The sequence below is a fragment of the Mucilaginibacter sp. genome, assembly GCF_028288225.1.
Lineage (GTDB): Bacteria > Bacteroidota > Bacteroidia > Sphingobacteriales > Sphingobacteriaceae > Mucilaginibacter.
The window spans coordinates 59,028-76,824 of record NZ_JAQBOC010000074.1 but is presented as its reverse complement, the minus strand read 5'-3'; the positions used below and the strand labels follow the sequence as shown (position 1 = coordinate 76,824).

The 17,797-nt window shown below is 39.2% G+C and carries 15 protein-coding genes and 1 riboswitch; of the genes, 7 read left to right on the top strand and 8 right to left on the bottom strand.

What is annotated here, in order from left to right:
- The first annotated feature begins 383 nt into the window (after window positions 1–383).
- Window positions 384–493, top strand: a riboswitch (SAM riboswitch).
- 240 nt (window positions 494–733) lie between these two features.
- The 3 genes from JWQ54_RS21780 (at window position 734) to JWQ54_RS21770 (ending at window position 4,433) form a co-directional block, all read left to right on the top strand.
- Window positions 734–2,059, top strand: a complete 1,326-nt coding sequence (locus JWQ54_RS21780) for an O-acetylhomoserine aminocarboxypropyltransferase/cysteine synthase family protein (RefSeq protein ID WP_299589305.1) — start codon at window positions 734–736, stop codon at window positions 2,057–2,059.
- 83 nt (window positions 2,060–2,142) lie between these two features.
- Window positions 2,143–3,198, top strand: coding sequence for a homoserine O-acetyltransferase (metX, locus tag JWQ54_RS21775; protein ID WP_299589303.1), 1,056 nt, complete (start codon window positions 2,143–2,145; stop codon window positions 3,196–3,198).
- Entirely contained in the window at window positions 3,198–4,433 is a 1,236-nt protein-coding gene (locus tag JWQ54_RS21770; protein WP_299589301.1) for a homoserine dehydrogenase, read from the top strand. Before metX ends, JWQ54_RS21770 begins: the two co-directional genes overlap by 1 nt.
- Before the next feature lie 76 nt (window positions 4,434–4,509).
- On the opposite strand, the gene JWQ54_RS21765 is transcribed toward JWQ54_RS21770, so the two are convergent.
- The 4 genes from JWQ54_RS21765 to JWQ54_RS21750 form a co-directional block, all read right to left on the bottom strand.
- Complete coding sequence (locus JWQ54_RS21765; RefSeq protein ID WP_299589299.1) at window positions 4,510–4,992, bottom strand: hypothetical protein; 483 nt, start codon at window positions 4,990–4,992, stop codon at window positions 4,510–4,512.
- A 229-nt stretch (window positions 4,993–5,221) separates the two neighbouring features.
- The gene (locus JWQ54_RS21760) at window positions 5,222–6,838 is read right to left on the bottom strand and encodes a dihydrolipoamide acetyltransferase family protein (protein WP_299589297.1); all 1,617 of its coding nucleotides are present in this window, start codon (window positions 6,836–6,838) and stop codon (window positions 5,222–5,224) included.
- A gap of 43 nt (window positions 6,839–6,881) precedes the next feature.
- Window positions 6,882–8,129 carry a competence/damage-inducible protein A gene (locus JWQ54_RS21755; RefSeq protein ID WP_299589295.1) on the bottom strand — a complete coding sequence of 416 codons (1,248 nt, stop codon included), beginning with the start codon at window positions 8,127–8,129 and terminating at the stop codon, window positions 6,882–6,884.
- Between the two features lie 2 nt (window positions 8,130–8,131).
- A complete protein-coding gene (locus tag JWQ54_RS21750; RefSeq protein ID WP_299589293.1) occupies window positions 8,132–10,816 on the bottom strand; it encodes a putative LPS assembly protein LptD in 2,685 nt (894 codons plus the stop codon).
- 106 nt (window positions 10,817–10,922) lie between these two features.
- Between JWQ54_RS21750 and JWQ54_RS21745 the strand changes: the two genes are divergently transcribed.
- Together JWQ54_RS21745 and JWQ54_RS21740 are read left to right on the top strand one after the other, a co-directional pair.
- Entirely contained in the window at window positions 10,923–11,828 is a 906-nt protein-coding gene (locus tag JWQ54_RS21745; RefSeq protein ID WP_299589291.1) for an N-acetylmuramoyl-L-alanine amidase, read from the top strand.
- 98 nt (window positions 11,829–11,926) lie between these two features.
- Window positions 11,927–12,871 carry an MlaD family protein gene (locus JWQ54_RS21740; protein WP_299589289.1) on the top strand — a complete coding sequence of 315 codons (945 nt, stop codon included), beginning with the start codon at window positions 11,927–11,929 and terminating at the stop codon, window positions 12,869–12,871.
- A gap of 67 nt (window positions 12,872–12,938) precedes the next feature.
- Here the strand turns inward: JWQ54_RS21740 and JWQ54_RS21735 are convergent, their stop codons facing one another.
- The 4 genes from JWQ54_RS21735 to JWQ54_RS21720 form a co-directional block, all read right to left on the bottom strand.
- The gene (locus tag JWQ54_RS21735; RefSeq protein WP_299589287.1) at window positions 12,939–13,856 is read right to left on the bottom strand and encodes a ribonuclease Z; all 918 of its coding nucleotides are present in this window, start codon (window positions 13,854–13,856) and stop codon (window positions 12,939–12,941) included.
- Window positions 13,857–13,877: 21 nt separating this feature from the next.
- A complete protein-coding gene (locus JWQ54_RS21730; RefSeq protein ID WP_073400249.1) occupies window positions 13,878–14,255 on the bottom strand; it encodes an STAS domain-containing protein in 378 nt (125 codons plus the stop codon).
- A gap of 54 nt (window positions 14,256–14,309) precedes the next feature.
- Window positions 14,310–15,254 (bottom strand): phosphoribosylaminoimidazolesuccinocarboxamide synthase, encoded by a 945-nt coding sequence (locus JWQ54_RS21725; RefSeq protein ID WP_299589285.1) that lies wholly within the window; start codon window positions 15,252–15,254, stop codon window positions 14,310–14,312.
- 79 nt (window positions 15,255–15,333) lie between these two features.
- On the bottom strand, window positions 15,334–16,290 hold the full coding sequence (locus tag JWQ54_RS21720; protein WP_299589283.1) for a PhoH family protein: 957 nt from the start codon (window positions 16,288–16,290) through the stop codon (window positions 15,334–15,336).
- Between the two features lie 99 nt (window positions 16,291–16,389).
- On the opposite strand from JWQ54_RS21720, the gene JWQ54_RS21715 reads away from it, so the two are divergent.
- Window positions 16,390–17,169: an SAM-dependent chlorinase/fluorinase gene (locus JWQ54_RS21715; protein WP_299589282.1), complete on the top strand. Its 780-nt coding sequence runs from the start codon at window positions 16,390–16,392 to the stop codon at window positions 17,167–17,169.
- Complete coding sequence (locus JWQ54_RS21710) at window positions 17,169–17,732, top strand: hypothetical protein (RefSeq protein WP_299589281.1); 564 nt, start codon at window positions 17,169–17,171, stop codon at window positions 17,730–17,732. Before JWQ54_RS21715 ends, JWQ54_RS21710 begins: the two co-directional genes overlap by 1 nt.
- The last annotated feature ends 65 nt before the right edge of the window (window positions 17,733–17,797 follow it).

Below are 17,797 nucleotides of genomic sequence, written 5' to 3'. Positions count from 1 at the left end.
TCCCACATTCCAACACGACAAAGAAACAACAACGTTTTCTTTAACATAAACCTTCTATAATTGTATTTAAAAACTGTCAACTTATTTTAGGGAAGGTCAGCTTGTAAAAATGGAACGCTTTGCCGGCGTGGATACACAAACTTGCGCTTCGCCTCATCTAAAGCTACGGCTGCACGCGGTTGAGAAGGGTTTGGGGTGAGGTGACCGTTTCTTATGTCGAACTCACGTTAAATTAGGTAGCCCTGTTAAGGGCTTTCATCTTTCTGCTTTTAGCTTTCAGCTCAACTAAAGAAAATTAAATTTGGAAAACTCACAAATATCCCTTTATATTTGCAACAATATTTGGTAGCAATACCATGATCATTACCTCCGCAAAGGGTTTTGATTTATAAAGAAGCGGCGAGAGATCAGGCTCAGTAACCCGCTGGCAACCCTTCAAAATTGAAGAAGGTGCCAATTCCTGCCCCGGTAAATATCCCGGGAAATATAAATTAATAACCATGAAAAATTTGATTTTCTCCATTTTCCAAAACATTTTTAAGGCTCCCAAAACTACAGCAATGTTATATGTTTATAGTCCGTCAAAAGGCTATATGTGTATTTGTTGCTGCTGCTAAGCCCTAACACGTTTTATTTTTCTTTTCCCTGAAAATGTACGTGAGTCACAAAGGCGATCTGTATCCCGTGTGAACAAATAATCAACAAATTTCATAAAAATTTAAATCTTAAAAACATGTCATCTGCCAATTTAAAATTTGAAACTTTGCAACTACACGCAGGCCAGGAGGTTGATCAAACAACAGGTTCGCGCGCTGTGCCGCTTTACCAAACTACATCATATGTATTTAAAAGTGCCGAACACGGTGCAAACCTGTTCGCTTTGAAAGAATTTGGTAATATTTATACCCGTTTAATGAACCCCACTACTGATGTTTTTGAGAAGCGCATAGCGGCTCTTGAGGGCGGTGTTGCTGCTTTGGCAACAGCATCAGGCCAGGCATCACAGTTTATCGCTTTAAATAACATATTGCAGGTTGGTGATAATTTTGTAACCTCCCCTTTTCTTTACGGTGGAACTCATAACCAGTTTAAGGTATCCTTTAAGCGTTTAGGTATTGATGCCCGTTTTGCAAAAGATGATACCGCCGAAAACCTGGAATTATTAATTGATGATAAAACAAAAGCTATTTTCCTTGAAACTATTGGTAATCCTGGCTTTAATATTGCTGATTTTGACAAAGTGTCGGCACTTGCACGCAAGCACGACCTGCCTTTGATAGTTGATAATACTTTTGGTGCCGGCGGCTATCTATTCCGCCCGTTGGAGCATGGGGCAAATATTGTGGTTGAATCAACAACAAAATGGATCGGCGGGCATGGCACCAGCATTGGCGGTGTTATAGTTGATGGTGGTAATTATAATTGGGGTAATGGCAAATTTCCTCAGTTTACTGAGCCATCCGAAGGTTATCATGGTTTGGTTTTTGCTGATGTATTTGGCATTGGCGGCCAGTTTGGTAACATTCAATTCATTATTCGCGCCCGTGTTGAAGGCTTGCGCGATTTTGGCCCTTCACAATCGCCATTTAATTCATGGTTAAACATACAAGGATTGGAGACACTTTCTCTGCGCGTTCAGCGCCATGTTGATAATACGCTTGAACTGGCTAAATGGCTGGAGCAGCATCCGCAGGTTGAAAAAGTTAATTACCCAGGCCTGCCTTCATCTCCACACCATGAATTGGCTAAAAAGTATTTAAAAAATGGCTTTGGCGCAGTATTAACCTTTGATGTTAAAGGCGGAAAACAAAATGCAAGCAGGGTAATTGATAGCTTACAGTTAGTGAGCCACCTGGCAAATGTCGGTGATGCCAAAACCCTGATCATACAACCATCTGCAACAACCCATCAACAGCTATCTGATGAAGAACAATTAGCTGCCGGGGTATTACCAAATTCATTACGGGTAGCAGTAGGATTAGAACATATTGACGATATAAAAGCAGATTTTGAACAGGCCTTTGCTAAGTTAAGTGCATTGGCTGAAGAACTTGTTTAACAGAAAGTTGTAAGTCCGGAGTCTTTAGTCGAAAATAAAATAATCGACTCAAGACTTCAGACTCAAGACTTCAGACTTATAAAATGAACGCAGAGACATTTAAATACAATAAGCCCTTTGAACTTGAATCGGGCAAGCAGCTAAAAGAACTTGAAATAGGTTTTCACACCTATGGAACGCTTAATAAAAACGTGGATAATGTGGTGTGGGTATGCCATGCTCTTACTGCAAATTCCGACGTTTTTGATTGGTGGAAAGGCTTATTTGGAAATGATAATTATTTTAATCCTGATGAGCATTTTGTTGTATGCGCAAATATCCTGGGTTCGCCTTATGGTACCAGTAATCCATTAAGCGTAAATCCGGTAACAGGTCAGCCTTATTATTTAGCGTTTCCGGAGTTTACGGTCCGTGATATTGTTAAAGCACATAACCTGTTAGCTGAGCACCTGGGGGTAAAAAATATAGAGATCCTTATTGGAGGATCGCTGGGTGGCCAGCAAGCTGCTGAATGGGCAATTATTGAACCGGAACGCATAAAAAACCTTATCCTTATTGCATCCAATGCAAAGCATTCGCCATGGGGAATTGCATTTAATGAGTCGCAGCGATTGGCTATAAGTGCTGACCGCACTTTTTATTCAAACTCGCCTGATGGCGGGCAAAAAGGATTGAAGGCCGCAAGAAGTATTGCCCTACTCTCCTATCGCAACTATAAAACGTATTCAATTACCCAGCAGGAAGAAGAAGATAGCATTACCAATGACTACAAAGCGGCATCATATCAGAATTACCAGGGCGAAAAGCTGGTGAATCGCTACAATGCCTATAGCTACTGGTACCTTTCAAAAACAATGGATTCGCACAATGTGGGGCGTAACAGGCATGGCGTTGAAAAAGCATTGAGCCTGATCAAAGCGCGCACATTAGTTATCGGCATAAAATCGGATGTTTTATTTCCGATAGAGGAACAGCAATACCTGTTCAGGCACATCCCAAAATCAGCATTTGCCGAATTGGATTCATTTTACGGGCACGACGGATTTTTAATAGAAACAGGAGCATTAACAAACATAATTACATCGTTTTTTAAAACAGATGTAAAAGGAAAAATTATTGAATTGCAACGCACAGCGTAATGAGTAAGAAACTAAACATAGGATTATTTGGCTTTGGCGTGGTTGGCCAGGGTTTATACGATATCATCAAAACAAAACACTTAAACCTGGAGATTGTAAAAATAGCCATAAAAGATGCACATAAACAACGTTCACTACCTTCGCATTTATTTACAACCGAAAGAGATGAACTGCTTAATAACCCAGAGATAAACACCATTGTCGAGTTGATAAATGACACGGAAGCCGCATTCGAGATTGTTTCGAGGGCATTAAGCTCAGGTAAAAATGTTGTATCTGCCAGTAAAAAAATGATTGCCCTTCATTTGGAAGAGCTGATAGAATTACAACATACATACGGTACATCCCTATTGTATGAAGGTGCAGTTTGTGGCAGTATCCCTATTATCCGTAACCTGGAAGAATATTACGATAATGAGCTGCTGCATTCAGTAAGCGGCATCTTTAATGGATCATCAAATTACATATTATCAAAAGGTTTTAATGAAGGTTTAGACTATGATACTGCGCTAAAACAAGCGCAGGACCTTGGTTTTGCAGAAACAGACCCTACCAGTGATGTTGGCGGTTTTGATGCCAAATACAAACTGGTTATTGCTGCTGCACACGCCTATGGCGTAATTGTAAAGCCTGAAGAGGTATTTAACCTGGGCATCCAGAATCTTTCGGCACATGACATGCAATACGCGCGCGAAAAGAACCTTAAAATAAAGCTGGTTCCCGTAGCAAAAGAGCTTGACGACCAGCATGTGGCCTTATTTGTGCTACCAAAGTTTGTTAACGATAAAGAGTTTTTGTACAATGTGGAATACGAGTATAATGGCGTAATTGTACAGGCAGCTTTTGCCGATCAGCAATTCTTTTTTGGTAAAGGCGCTGGCGGGCACCCTACAGGATCGGCAGTATTATCGGATATTGCGGCATTGAGGTATGATTATCAATACGAGTATAAAAAGGCAAAAGAGCGCAAAGGGCTCAACTTTACCAATAATATTGAGATGAACATATATCTGCGGTATGAGGATGAAAGCTTGGTTGAAGCTTTAGATTTTTCACATATCCATGAGCGCTATTATTCCGGCAGCTATAAGTTTGTTATAGGGAAGATCAATCTTCAAAACCTGGTTGATAACCAGCAGATTATAGCCAACAACAAGGCATTTATAGCCTTTGCCGACCAGCTTGCAGGCGTTAATTTAGCCAAAGCGGTTAAAGAAGCAGCTGTGGCTTTGTAAGAATTTTTTATTGTAGGTTTTATAGTTTTTAAAATGGCTCCTAACGGAGCCTTTTTAGTTGATGATCAGTAGTTTGTTACTCATGTAGACTTGCAGAGGTGGTGCTGTAAAATTTATCAGCAATTACTGTAACCGGCACTCCGAAAGCTAATAATAAAGCAGCAAAACCTTCAATAACACGGATAATGTGAAATGGCTGTGGCGGAGTATGGCTCAAGGGTACTACAACCAGGTTCATTATTACCCAGATAATTAAACCGGTAACCAATATTAATACCGATCTTATTTTTAGTATGCTCAAAAGTTTATCATAAAGTAGGAAAAAGGTAGTTGCCCAGGCAAAAGCAATACAATAATGAAAAAGTATACCGTAATATATCATTTCTGCATTAGGGCCAAAAGCAGCCATGCCAAATACACCGCTCGCTATAAATTTAAATATTGTAGCTGCCGGAATCTTGTAACTTATAATTATAGCCAGCAGCGCATCAATTGTTCCGGTAAGCAATCCGGTTAGTAAGATCCATGTTAATAAATTTTTCCTTTTTACTTCTTCCATCTTAATAATAGCTTGTTAACATTTATACATTTGATTATCCAAATTTCAGGAATGGCAGGAACGCAAGCAATTCACAGCTTATGCATGTTGAAACAAGTTGGTACAAGATCGTTTTGGGTGACATAAGGTAGTATATGAGAGAAAAATATCGGGCATAAAAAATCCCACTTAACAATTAAGCGGGATTTTACTATTTTGCAACAAAGCCTCCTCTTTCAGGCAGCCAGGATTAGATATCCCTGTCAGTTTCCCAATTTTCAAGGTAATCGGCTACACGTCTTACAAACGATCCGCCCAAAGCGCCATCAACAACACGGTGGTCATACGACAGTGATAAGAACATCATATGGCGAATACCGATCATATCCCCTTCTAATGTTTCAATTACCGCAGGTTTTTTCTTAATTGCTCCAACAGCTAATATGGCTACCTGTGGTTGGTTTATTATAGGTGTGCCCATTACATTACCAAATGAGCCAACGTTTGTTATAGTAAACGTACCGCCCTGCACATCATCCGGTTTAAGTTTGTTATTGCGGGCGCGGCTTGCCAGGTCATTCACGGCTTTGGTAAGGCCTATCAGGTTTAACTCATCAGCTTTTTTAATAACCGGAACTATAAGGTTTCCGCTTGGCAAAGATGTTGCCATACTAATGTTGATATCCTTTTTCTTTATGATCTGTGTGCCATTTACCTGGATGTTTATCATCGGCAGATCTTTTATAGCCCTTACTACAGCTTCAATAAATATTGGTGTAAATGTTATCTTCTCCCCTTCACGTTTTTCAAAGCTCGCTTTTATTCTTTCGCGCCATAAAACAAGGTTAGTTACATCCGCTTCAACAAACGAAGTTACATGCGGCGAAGTATGCTTGCTCATCACCATATGATCAGCAATTAAGCGACGCATCCTGTCCATTTCAATTATCTCGTCACCGTTTGACATAGATACGCCTTTGGGCATTTTATTCTCAGCAGGCTCTTGTATTAGCGGTTGGGATGCAGGTGCTGCAACAGGCTCAGGGCTGGGTGCTTGTACAAAAGGCGCTGGTTTAGGAGCCTCTGTAACAAATTCGGGCCTTGCGGCTTCCTCAATAGGCACAGCAGGAATATTTGCAGCTTCTGGAGCGACAGCTTCAGCGTTTTTTTGTGATGTCTGTACTCGCAGCGTTTTTTGCTGAACATATAATAACAGGTCATCTTTTGTTAAGCGGCCTTCCGCACCTGTACCCGGGATTTGATCAAGCTCAGCATTTCCAATGCCTTCTTGTGCGGCAATATTTTTTACCAAAGGAGAATAAAAACGAAGTCCGTTTTTAGCGGTCTCATCAGCTTTATTTTCTGCCTTTTGCTGTAATTGTTCAATGAACGGAACAGGCTCAGCATAGTCTTTTTGGGGCTCAGTAAATACCTGCTGCTTTGGTTCTTCAGCTTGTTTTATTTCAGGCTGGGGAGATGGTGAGCTAAACACAGGAGCCGGCGGAGGTGCCTGAACCGGAGGTTTAGCCTCTTCAACTGGCTGAGGTATTGGTTGGGTTACAACAGGCTGTACCGGAACTTGATGGGGAGTAGCCGCAATAGGCTCCTCCTTAATCTCCTCTGGTTCGTTAGTTTCAATTATCGCAATAACTGCACCAACCTTAACAACATCATTATCCTTATAGAGCTGTTCAACCAGTTTGCCTGAAACAGGCGATGGAACATCTGAATCGACTTTATCGGTGGCAATTTCCATCACTGTTTCATCGGCTTCTATATAATCACCGGGGTTTTTAGTCCATTTGATTATAGTTGCCTCTTCAACACTTTCGCCCATTTTCGGCAGCAACAGCTTATATTTAGCCATAGACAGTATATAGATTAAAGGCCAAAATTAGCGGATTTTATTGTTATTTTCCAGAATTGTGAAGTAAAGTATTCAACATATTTAAGGCTGAAACTGCACTCCTTTCAATGTTTTGCCTGCGCTTATTCCCAAATGTTAATTTCTTTACAACGGTTTTGTTGGCTGATGCTACGGCAATCCACACAGTGCCAACAGGTTTATCAACAGTACCTCCATCCGGACCGGCAATGCCAGTAACAGCCAGGGCATAATCCGACTTAAAGTTATGCAAAGCACCTTTAACCATTTCGGTAGCGGTTTCTTCGCTTACCGCCCCAAATTTTGCTAATGTTTCTTTTTTTACACCTAAAATGCTTTCCTTTAATTCGTACGAATAAGAAATTGCTCCGCCAAAAAACACTTTTGATGAACCTGCATGCTGGGTAATTAAATGCGAGATATACCCGCCGGTACAGCTTTCGGCAACTGATAGCGTAAGATTATTTTCAGCCATATAATTTAGTATGACCTTTTCTATAGTTATATCTTCTTCAGCAGCCACTACATTGCCAATACGTTCAACTATTTTTGTTGAAAATTCATTTACTTTATTCCTTAACAGAGCTTCATCCTCACCGTATGCACTAAGCCTTAACCTTACCTGGCCTAGTTTTGGCAAATATGCCAGTTTGATGAACGATGGTAATGAGTCTTCTATGTCAGCTATTCGTTCTGCCAGGTATGATTCACCTTCGCCTATTGTTAAAATAGTTTTATGAATAATTATGGGGAGCTTTAATGATGATTTTAGTTTTGGGATCACCCCGTCTTCCATCATGTACATCATTTCGTGCGGTACACCCGGCATCGAAATGTAAATTTTACCTTTCACATTAAACCACATTCCTGGTGCGGTTCCGTTTTTATTCAGTATAACCTCGCAGTTTTCCGGTACTTGTGCCTGCAGTTTGTTTACTTCCAGCATTGGCCTGTTATAGCGCGAAAAAATGTTTAGCACATTATCCAAAGCTTCCTTATTCTCAACAAGCTTAACGTTAAAGTATTCCGCAAGCGTTTTTTTGGTGATATCATCTTTTGTGGGCCCAAGTCCTCCGGTTATCAAAATAATATCAACCCGGCCAGCCGCTTCTGAAATTGCAGTTAAGATGTGCTCCCTGTCATCAGATATAGAAGAGATCTGTTTGATACGGATCCCAATATCATTAAGCTGCCCGGCCATCCACGCCGAGTTTGTATCAACAATTTGTCCTATAAGTATTTCGTCTCCTATTGTTATTATTTCTGCAAGCATTATTAGTTCCCGTTAAAATATGAGCTGCTTGTGTAATCGCTTCTTTTACTAAGTTTTAAATCCTGTAAAATGGCTGCTTTTACTTTTAAAGTAACGTTGTATGATTTATAGATCCCAAACGGGACCCATTGCACATTGAGGTCCCAGCAATGAAGGTCCCTGTAAATTGAAAATGAGCTTACAGCCAGTTTGTGTGCCCGTATATCATAGTTCGTATTATATTGAACCTTCCACTTTGATGTTAAGTTAACATCCCCGCTCAACATAATTGTATTGGTTGTATTTGTATTGATTATATTGTTATTATAGCTAAAATTATAATTGAATGATAAGTTCCATGGTACATTAAAATCTACATAAGCACTGGGATCGCTATTTATAAACGCCAATTTTTGGGCTTGCTGCGGATTAATAGTTTGCAATGTATTAGTGGGCAATACAGGTGCATGCGGTTGAAATGACGTTGAATTTAAACTACCGCTCATTGAAAAACTGATAGTGGTCAGCTGCGGAAACCTTCCATCCTGGAAGGTATAGCGGTTTATTGGCCGGACGTACCGTTGAATTGCGCCATTTGAAATAGTATCAAGCACTAATGTTTCATAAGGATTAAGGGAACCATATAAGCTAAGATTAACCTTTTGATTTAATATAGCTGTATGTGCCGAGAACGAAATGGGTGAAAGTCTGAGTGAATCCTGCGCAAAATTGTAAAAAGTTGAAATTGAAAATCCATCAAGTATATTTACTTTCCGGGCCTTTCCCGAGGTATCGGTAGTTTTAGGTTTCAACTTCATTTGGATTGTATTATCAAGGTTAAAGCTTATGCCTGCTTGTTTTCCTGCGGAAGGAAAATTATCCGGAAAAATGGAATAAGTAGTGCTTTTGGTAGGAAAAGGAACAGCAGCATTACTTACTATTGTTTGATAATATCCATAGCTTGGATCAGAAAAATCAGGATTATAATTGAAGCTTATAGTCGGGGTCATTACATGCCGGATAGCAATTATATTACCTTTCTTAAAGTTTATTGTACTGTAAATTTTTGTTGATATACCTGTGCTTAAATTATAAGAACCAGCTCTTTTAAACCCACTTATTGTATCACGAACAGGTTGAGTTGGATCAATGGCCGTGCCGTCTGTATTAACTCCTCCCCGTATAAACCTTTCTCTTATTGTTTGTAAATACCAGTGTTCAGTATAGTTAACCGAACTGCTAAACTGGAAATATTTCAACACGTTTAAACTTAAGCCAACCGGAATTTGGTGTACAGCGCGGGTTTGTAATTTTTTTGATAAAACGCTGCTTTTAAACAATTCTGCTTCGGGTACATTATCCACCTCGTTGGTAGCTTGTAAGCTATAGCTTACCGTTATTTTTTGATACCATTTTGGATCTCCAACCCTGTCTTTTGAATCAAAAGGACTAATGGATGCCATTGTAAAGCTTAACGTGGGCAATTGCAATGTGATGGTTTTATTGGTAAGGTCCTGGCTGTGAGATAAGCCTACACTTAAGTTAAATGGCGTTCCCTCCCATGTTTTACTATAGTTTATGGATGAACGCAAATTATTTTGCGTAAGCGAATTAAGGTTATAATTATTTTGCGCAGGGTCATTACGATAATAGGTTGAGGTACCTGCATTTACCGAAGCGCTGAAAGTGCTTCCCGGATGCGCGTTCGGATCCTGACTGTGCGACCAGGTTATATTAAAATCTTTTTGTGCCGGATCGCCTTCCAATCCATAATTATGTGATCCGTAACTTAATGATACTGTACCACCATATTTATATCTCTTTAAATAATGTGCCGTAGTATTTAATTCATATGATCCTTTTGAATAAACAGTTCCGGTATTGGTTAAATCCAGGTAATCACTAATCCCAATATAGTAACCAAAGTTCCTCAGGTAAAAGCCAAGTTTCTGGTCTTCGCCGAAAGTGGGAATTATAACGCCTGATGCACGTGTATCAGGTTTTGGGAAAAAACCAAAAGGTATAGCCAGCGGAAGCGGGATCCCCTCAATTTCGAGGTATGCCGGTCCTGATATGATCCGGTTTTTTTCGCCGATGCCTTTTGTTATTACTATCCCAAAATGGGTATCTGGTTGCGGCAAATCACATGTACTAAAGGTAGTATTGCGATAAGCGACTTCTGTTTCATTTAGTTTTTTGATCTCCCCGCCTGATAGAAAATTTCCATCCTGTTCTGATGCGGGGTTAAAAACCCTTCCTTTTTTTGTTTTATAATTAAACAATAATGAATCTGACTCAACGGGTTTATCATTCTTTTGCTTGGAGATAGGCCTTCCGATATATCGTTTGGTTATCGGATCGATGCTCCCTTTGGCAAATAGCAAATTATTTTTTTGATCAACTCTTATGTAATCTGCATCCAGCTCAAAATCTTCATAAGTTACGCGTGCCCTGCCATATAAGTAGGTTATATCGTGAACCTTATCTGTAATTACTGAATCTTCTGCATGCGATGTTACCTGCGATTGCAAGCCACCATTTTTCGCCTTTTTAGTGGTGTCATTTTTAGCAACTGCATTTTTTGTGCCCGAAGTTGCCTTAGATTTTTTACCTTTAGTAAGTTTTGGAGCTTTTGTTGTATCAGATTTTTTAATTGTATCCGTTTGTAGTACATAGCAATAGATACTATGAGCACGTGATGAAGCCATCACATTTGCCATTAAAATTATTGCAATAAGAAAAAATAGACTTATGAATTTCAAAATTGATTATGAATAGTATTTTTGCAGATATAGTTAACAGCGTTCAAAAATAATGAAAAATAAGGCATTGAAAAGATTGATTTACGGTTTATCGGTTTTACTTACAACTTTACCCGTTTTTTCTTTTGCAATATGTTCTTCTGAGAAACAAGATACAGTTACCAATAATGGTTATAAAATTAAAACCATTATTGTTGATCCCGGCCACGGTGGCCGGCCATCAGGCACTACAGGCAATTATTCCCATGGTGCATCCGGCTCTTTTTCCTCAGAGAGAAATGTAACGCTTGCCCTTGCATTTAAATTGCAAAAGGCTATAGAAAAAGAATTAGCGGGTGTAAAAGTGGTGTTAACACGCAGTTCAGACGATGATGTTGCCTGGCAAAAACGGGCAGATATTGCCAATGCGAATAAAGGAGATCTTTTTATTTCGCTGCATTGTAATTCATTACCAGGCAGGCGCATTCGCGAAGTTGTTGGTCATAAGCATCATAAGCCTATTTACAGGACCACTGAAGTTGCAGACCGCTCCGGTAAAGGTGTATTACTGTTGGTTTATGGTTTTCATCGTAGCAAAGAAGAAGAAAAGGCTATCAAAGATAACCTGATTGAAGATGATACGGAGATGAATACCAATCCGGATCCAAATGATCCGGAATCAATTATATTGATGAATGAATACAAGCGCAAATATCGTAAACAAAGTATTCATTTGGCTGAGTTGCTTAATACGGAGTTTACTGAAACTGATGGAAGGCATAGCGATGGGATCAGGGAGCAGGGTATATTAGTATTATGCCATAGCGCCATGCCTGCTGTGCTTGTTGAAACAGGCTATATTAACAACCCAGACGATGAGGCCTACCTGAATTCAGAAGCTGGCCAGGATGAAATTGTGGCATCAATAGTAAGAGCTATAACAAATTATAAAGCCGGAATAGAACAAGTATCACAATAATTAATTAGATGTGAGATTTGAGATATGAGACAGAAAAAATCATAACCTGTCAAAATCTCACATCTCACATCTCACATCTCACATCTCAAATCTCTATCATGAAAATATCAAACGAAACTAAAATAGGCGTATTAACTGCCATTACAATTACTGTTCTTATACTAGGGTATAGTTTTTTAAAAGGGGACGAGGTTTTTTCGGGTTCCAATAAATATTATGCTATTTATAAAAGCGTCGATGGCTTGTCGGTGTCAAAGCCGGTATTAGTCAATGGCTTCCCTATAGGAAATGTTTCAAAAATGAAGTTGCTTGCAAATGGCCATACTATTGTTGAGTTTAAAGTTGAAAAGCAATATAACGTGCCGTCAAACACACTGGCAAAACTGGTAAGTACTGATCTTTTAGGTGGAAAGGCTATTGTATTTGAATATGGCAACAGTAATACTTATGCTGATGATAACGACACATTACGTGCCGATATACAGGGAAGTTTAGCTGAAAGCTTACAGCCTATACAAACCAAGGCTGAAAATTTAATATCCAAGCTCGACTCATCACTGTCAGCAATAAATAAGATCTTAAATCCAAATTTTCAGAAGAACGTTGACAGAAGTTTTACCAGCATAGCCAACTCTTTGCAAACTCTCGAAGGCACCACAAAAAAGATTGATGCATTAGTTGGCGGGCAAACTGGACATATAAATGGGATCCTGGAAAATGCCGAAACAGTATCGGCTAATTTAAAAATCAGTACGACACATTTAAATGGCATTACCGGTAACTTTGAAAAGGTTAGTAATGATATAGCTGCTGCCAATATTAAACAAACATTGGATAATGCAAATAAAGCAATGGCCGATCTGCAGGAAACCATCAATAAAATAAATACCAACAAAGGTACCCTGGGGTTATTGCTCAATGATGATAAAATGTACAATAATTTGAAGGATGCTTCTGCTAACTTAAACATCCTGTTTTTAGATTTAAAAGCACACCCAAAACGTTATGTAAGCTTATCAGTGTTTGGTGGGAAAAAGGATTGATATTAGTGACCGGAGGTTAGAGACCAGAGAAATTTGAATAACACAACTAATCTCTAACCTATAGTCTCTATTCTCCAATTACAAAAGTCCGCCCCTCAATAGCCAGGTCAGTTTCAGGGAACACACTGCGTGCTTCATCAAGCAATTCATTCAGGGTTTTGTACCTGGCCGAAAAATGGCCGATGAGTAATTTTTTTGCATTGGTGATTAATGCAACCTGCCCGGCTTGCAGTGCGGTGGTATGATGGGTTTCAATTGCCCGGTCGAGCATGTTGTTTAAAAATGTGGCCTCATGGTATAGAAGCGTAACACTGTTTATCTGTTTAAAGTACATTTCGTCATACAATGTGTCAGAGCAATAAGCATACGCTTTAGGTTCGCTGGAATCTATAGTTAGCAACTCATTTTTCAATACCTCGCCACTGGGCATTATATAATCTGCCCCTTTTTTTAGTGCCGAATAATATTCAATAGGTATAGCTAGTTGTTCAAGCTTATCTTTTATTAATTTTCGCAGTCTCTTCTTCTCTTTAAATAAAAAGCCCGTACATGAAATTCTATGATTGAGCGGTATTGTTTCAACGGTAATATCCTGGTTCTCTAAAATTACTTCCGCTTTTTCCGGATTAGTAAAAACATAATCCACCGGATATTGCAAAGTAGTTTCAGAATAATTTAGCTGCAGGTCAATAATTTCCTTTAACTGTGGTGGGCAATAAATTTTTAAAGGTTTTATACGCCCATTTAAGTGAAGGGAAGAAAGTAATCCAACAATGCCCAAATAATGATCGCCATGCAGGTGGCTGATAAAAATATGATCAATACGACTCGCCTTAATATCAAACCGCAGCATTTGCTGTTGAGTTCCCTCGCCGCAATCAATTAAGTAAAGGCGTTCATTTATGTTGAGCGCCTGCGATGTTGGGTTTCTGTTAAAAATGGGGGTTGCAGAACTGCTGCCAAGGATTGTTACCTCAAATCTCATAGTTGGTAACCAATCAGATACTTATTTTGCTTCTTTTTTTAATTCTTTTTCTATTTCTTCCATAAAAACCAAATCAATGGCTTCCTCACAGGTGGGTACTATAGAAAGTACACTATCAAGTTGTGAGATGGTGATTAAACGGGCAACTGGTTCGTTTAAGCCGGTAAGGATAAAAGTTCCCGAAGCATTTTTACATAAACGATGACCAACAAGTAAGCTGCTCAATCCTGATGAATCTGCAAATTTAACTTGTGAAAGGTCAAAAATGATGTTTCGTTGACCTTCTGTATTGATCAATATCAATTCAGATTTAAGCTGGGGCGTGATTAATGAATTTAATTTTGATTCATTCAGCTTTAACAGAATATATTTTTCGTGTTTGTCAACTGTAAATTTCATTTTTTGTTTTAATTAAAAGCTAAAGATATAATTATTTTGTCTACAAATAAAAAATTACAGTACAGTAAGTTCATTATTAATAGCTTTTTCAACACGGGCCAGTACATTTTCATCTCCGGGTCTAATAAATTGCTCACCGGTTATTTGTTCAAACAACTCAATATAGCGCTCAGAGATAGATTGAACGATCTCATTGCTCATCAATGGAACTACTTGCCCGTCCTTACCCTGGAAACCATTTTCAATCAGCCATTTCCTTACAAATTCTTTCGAAAGCTGTTTTTGCGGCTCATTGTTATCCTGGCGTACGCGGTAACCGTTGCTGTAAAAATATCTTGACGAATCTGGTGTATGGATCTCATCAATTAAATAAATTGTTCCATCGGCTTTACCGAACTCATATTTTGTATCCACAAGTATTAAACCTTGTTTACCGGCAATTTCAGTTCCCCGGTTAAATAAGGCCCTGGTATATTTTTCCAGCTGCTCATAATCTGCCGCTGATACGATCCCTTTCTCCAGGATCTGTTCTTTTGATATGTCCTCATCATGCCCTACCGATGCTTTAGTAGTAGGTGTAATAATGGGTTCAGGCAGCTTATCGTTTTCTTTGAGCCCGTCTGGCAAGCTAACCCCACAAACCTGTCTTCTTCCTGCACTATACTCGCGCCATGCATGGCCCGCAAGGTATCCGCGGATCACCATCTCTACTTTAAAGGGTTCACAAATACGGCCGATAGTTACACTTGGGTCTGGCACGCTAACAACCCAGTTTGGAACAATATCAGCAGTAGCTGCTAAGAATTTAGCAGCAATTTGATTAAGCACCTGCCCTTTGTAGGGAATAGGCTCAGGCAGTACCACATCAAAAGCCGAGATGCGGTCGCTAACAACCATTACCAGGTATTTATTATTAATTGTATAAACATCCCTAACCTTACCCTTATAAAAACTGGTTTGGCCCGGAAAATTAAAATGTGTTTCTTTTATTGCATTCATGTGTTTTAGATTTGAGACCTGAGATCAGAAGCTGCAGATTGATTTTAACTAATCTCTAATCTCCAGCCCCTGATCACTACTACTGTATGTCCCCGTACGCAGCCAGTATTTTCCTTACCAGTTTGTGCCTTACAACATCTTCGCCGCTAAGATAAACAATTTCAATTCCACTGATATCTGTAAGTATACGTAAGGCTGTATGTAAGCCCGATTGTTGTTTTTTAGGCAAATCTATTTGGGTGACGTCGCCGGTGACAATAAACTTAGCAGACGGGCCCATACGCGTTAAAAACATTTTTAGCTGCATATCGGTGGCATTTTGCGCCTCATCCAAAATAACAAAGCAATTATCCAGTGTTCGTCCACGCATAAATGCCAATGGTGCAATTTCAATGGTACGGTTCTCCAGGTAAAACTTTAACTTTTCAGCCGGGATCATGTCATCAAGCGCATCATACAATGGGCGTAAATATGGGTCTATCTTTTCTTTTAAATCACCCGGTAAAAAGCCCAGGTTCTCCCCTGCTTCAACTGCCGGCCTGGTTAATATAATGCGTTTAATGTCTTTATTCTTAAGTGCTCTTACTGCTAAAGCTACTGCAGTATAAGTTTTACCGGTACCTGCAGGGCCTATGGCAAAAAGTATATCGCTTTTATTTATACAATCAACCATTTTACGTTGGTTGGCGGTACGGGCTTTAACCATAACACCATTAGGTCCAAATACGATAACCTCGCCGCTGGCAAATTTATCTGCAGACAGATCGCTTGTTGGTGCATCTATTTTTGATCCCAGTATTCTTTCCAGGTCGGTTATGTTTAGGTTTTCATACTTTTCAACATGCTGAAGCAGGTGCTGGAATTTTTCCTGGAATATATTCAGTTCATGGTCATCACCCAATACCTTTACTTCGCTGCCCCGGGCCACTATTTTAAGTTTTGGGTATTGTTTTTTAATGATCTCAAAATGATCATTATTCGGTCCCCACAAAACTGCCGGGTTGATTTGTTCAATTGACAATTTAAGTTCGTTCAATACAAATTGATTTTTAGTTGCAGAATTTTATGAATTAAAATTGAATATTTGTAGCTCTAATTGCTTGCACAAGATTAGCGATAAATATTTAAAAAATTAATGGCAATAATAACTTTAACTACTGATTTGGGCGATAAAGATATTTATCAGGCTGCCCTTAAAGGCAGTATACTGAAATTATTGCCGTCGGTTAATATTGTCGACATTACCAATAGTGTTGCTGCTTACAATATACAACAAGCGGCCTTCATATTAAAAAATAGTTTTTATTATTTTCCTGATGCCACGGTTCATTTAATTGGCATTGATACTGTTTTTAATACCGAGACCCGATACCTGGGAGTAAAGTATAAAAACCATTATTTTGTAGGGGCTGATAACGGCATATTCTCGTTAATGTTTGATTCTGATCCTGATGAGATCTTTGAGATAAACATAATGCAGGACCTGAAATTTTTGCATTTTCCCCTTGCTGATATTTTTGTCAAGGCAGCCTGTCACCTTGCACAGGGCGGAACGCTGGCTGAAATAGGTTTGCCTGTAAGCGACATTGAGAAAAAAATGAACCTGCAGCCGGTTATTGAAAAAAACCTGATAAAGGGAGTAGTAATTTATATTGATTCTTTTCAGAATGTTATCACCAATATCACCAAGGAGTTTTTTAATACAGTACAGCAAGGCAGGCGTTTTATGTTATCATTTAAACGGAACGAAACTATCAACCACCTAAGCTGGCACTATAATGAAGTACCCGAGGGCGAGAAGCTCTGTCTTTTTGGAATAAGCGATCATTTGGAGATAGCCATAAATAAAGGTAACGCAAGCGGTTTGCTGGGTCTCGGATTGGGCGATAGTGTGATCATCGATTTTTTGGAATAATGAAAAATTTCATCCTATTAATTTTATTCAGCGTTTTATCTGCCGGAGTTTACGCCCATGCTAACACCGACTCCCTTGCTTACAAGCTGCAACGCAAAAAGATAAATAGCATGCTGGCACAGAGAGCACAAAAGTTTGGCCAGTATGATGAAAGTCTGACTAAACACACAGGTATTTTCGGGTTTCAAACAAAAAAAGATATTCGCCGCTCAAATGATATTTTAATGGATATTGTTAAAACGGACAATGACATTTATAAGGAATTAAAGATCCTCTTTGATTATCGTGTTTTTCAACAAACCCAGGTCCAAAATCATTCACAGGAAACCGAGCAGAGTACCCTTGGTTACATGAATACCATCAATAAACTGCGTACACAAATTGATGTATTAAAGGCTGATGCCGAAGCGCAGCAGCGGCAGGATGAAAAGATCAGGAACATATTAATAATAGCAGTACTGGCCTTATCTGCGCTTATATTTTTGATGCTGGTGTTCCGTAAGCGCAAGCGCCCGCCTGTTAAAACTAAACGCACCACCCGTACCACTAAACGCCATACTTAAGTTTTATCATTACCTTTATATTTATTAAAATGTTTTGGAGTATCAATCGTCTTTAATGGCAGAAG

What these genes read in the sequence shown, in the direction of transcription:
- metX (WP_299589303.1), top strand. Translation starts at nt 2,143, where the DNA reads ATGAACGCAGAGACATTTAAATACAATAAGCCCTTTGAACTTGAATCG.
- JWQ54_RS21765 (WP_299589299.1), bottom strand. Translation starts at nt 4,992, where the DNA reads ATGGAAGAAGTAAAAAGGAAAAATTTATTAACATGGATCTTACTAACC.
- JWQ54_RS21745 (WP_299589291.1), top strand. Translation starts at nt 10,923, where the DNA reads ATGAAAAATAAGGCATTGAAAAGATTGATTTACGGTTTATCGGTTTTA.
- JWQ54_RS21780 (WP_299589305.1), top strand. Translation starts at nt 734, where the DNA reads ATGTCATCTGCCAATTTAAAATTTGAAACTTTGCAACTACACGCAGGC.
- JWQ54_RS21755 (WP_299589295.1), bottom strand. Translation starts at nt 8,129, where the DNA reads ATGCTTGCAGAAATAATAACAATAGGAGACGAAATACTTATAGGACAA.
- JWQ54_RS21715 (WP_299589282.1), top strand. Translation starts at nt 16,390, where the DNA reads ATGGCAATAATAACTTTAACTACTGATTTGGGCGATAAAGATATTTAT.
- JWQ54_RS21760 (WP_299589297.1), bottom strand. Translation starts at nt 6,838, where the DNA reads ATGGCTAAATATAAGCTGTTGCTGCCGAAAATGGGCGAAAGTGTTGAA.
- JWQ54_RS21710 (WP_299589281.1), top strand. Translation starts at nt 17,169, where the DNA reads ATGAAAAATTTCATCCTATTAATTTTATTCAGCGTTTTATCTGCCGGA.
- JWQ54_RS21770 (WP_299589301.1), top strand. Translation starts at nt 3,198, where the DNA reads ATGAGTAAGAAACTAAACATAGGATTATTTGGCTTTGGCGTGGTTGGC.
- JWQ54_RS21740 (WP_299589289.1), top strand. Translation starts at nt 11,927, where the DNA reads ATGAAAATATCAAACGAAACTAAAATAGGCGTATTAACTGCCATTACA.
- JWQ54_RS21730 (WP_073400249.1), bottom strand. Translation starts at nt 14,255, where the DNA reads ATGAAATTTACAGTTGACAAACACGAAAAATATATTCTGTTAAAGCTG.
- JWQ54_RS21750 (WP_299589293.1), bottom strand. Translation starts at nt 10,816, where the DNA reads ATGGCTTCATCACGTGCTCATAGTATCTATTGCTATGTACTACAAACG.
- JWQ54_RS21735 (WP_299589287.1), bottom strand. Translation starts at nt 13,856, where the DNA reads ATGAGATTTGAGGTAACAATCCTTGGCAGCAGTTCTGCAACCCCCATT.
- JWQ54_RS21725 (WP_299589285.1), bottom strand. Translation starts at nt 15,254, where the DNA reads ATGAATGCAATAAAAGAAACACATTTTAATTTTCCGGGCCAAACCAGT.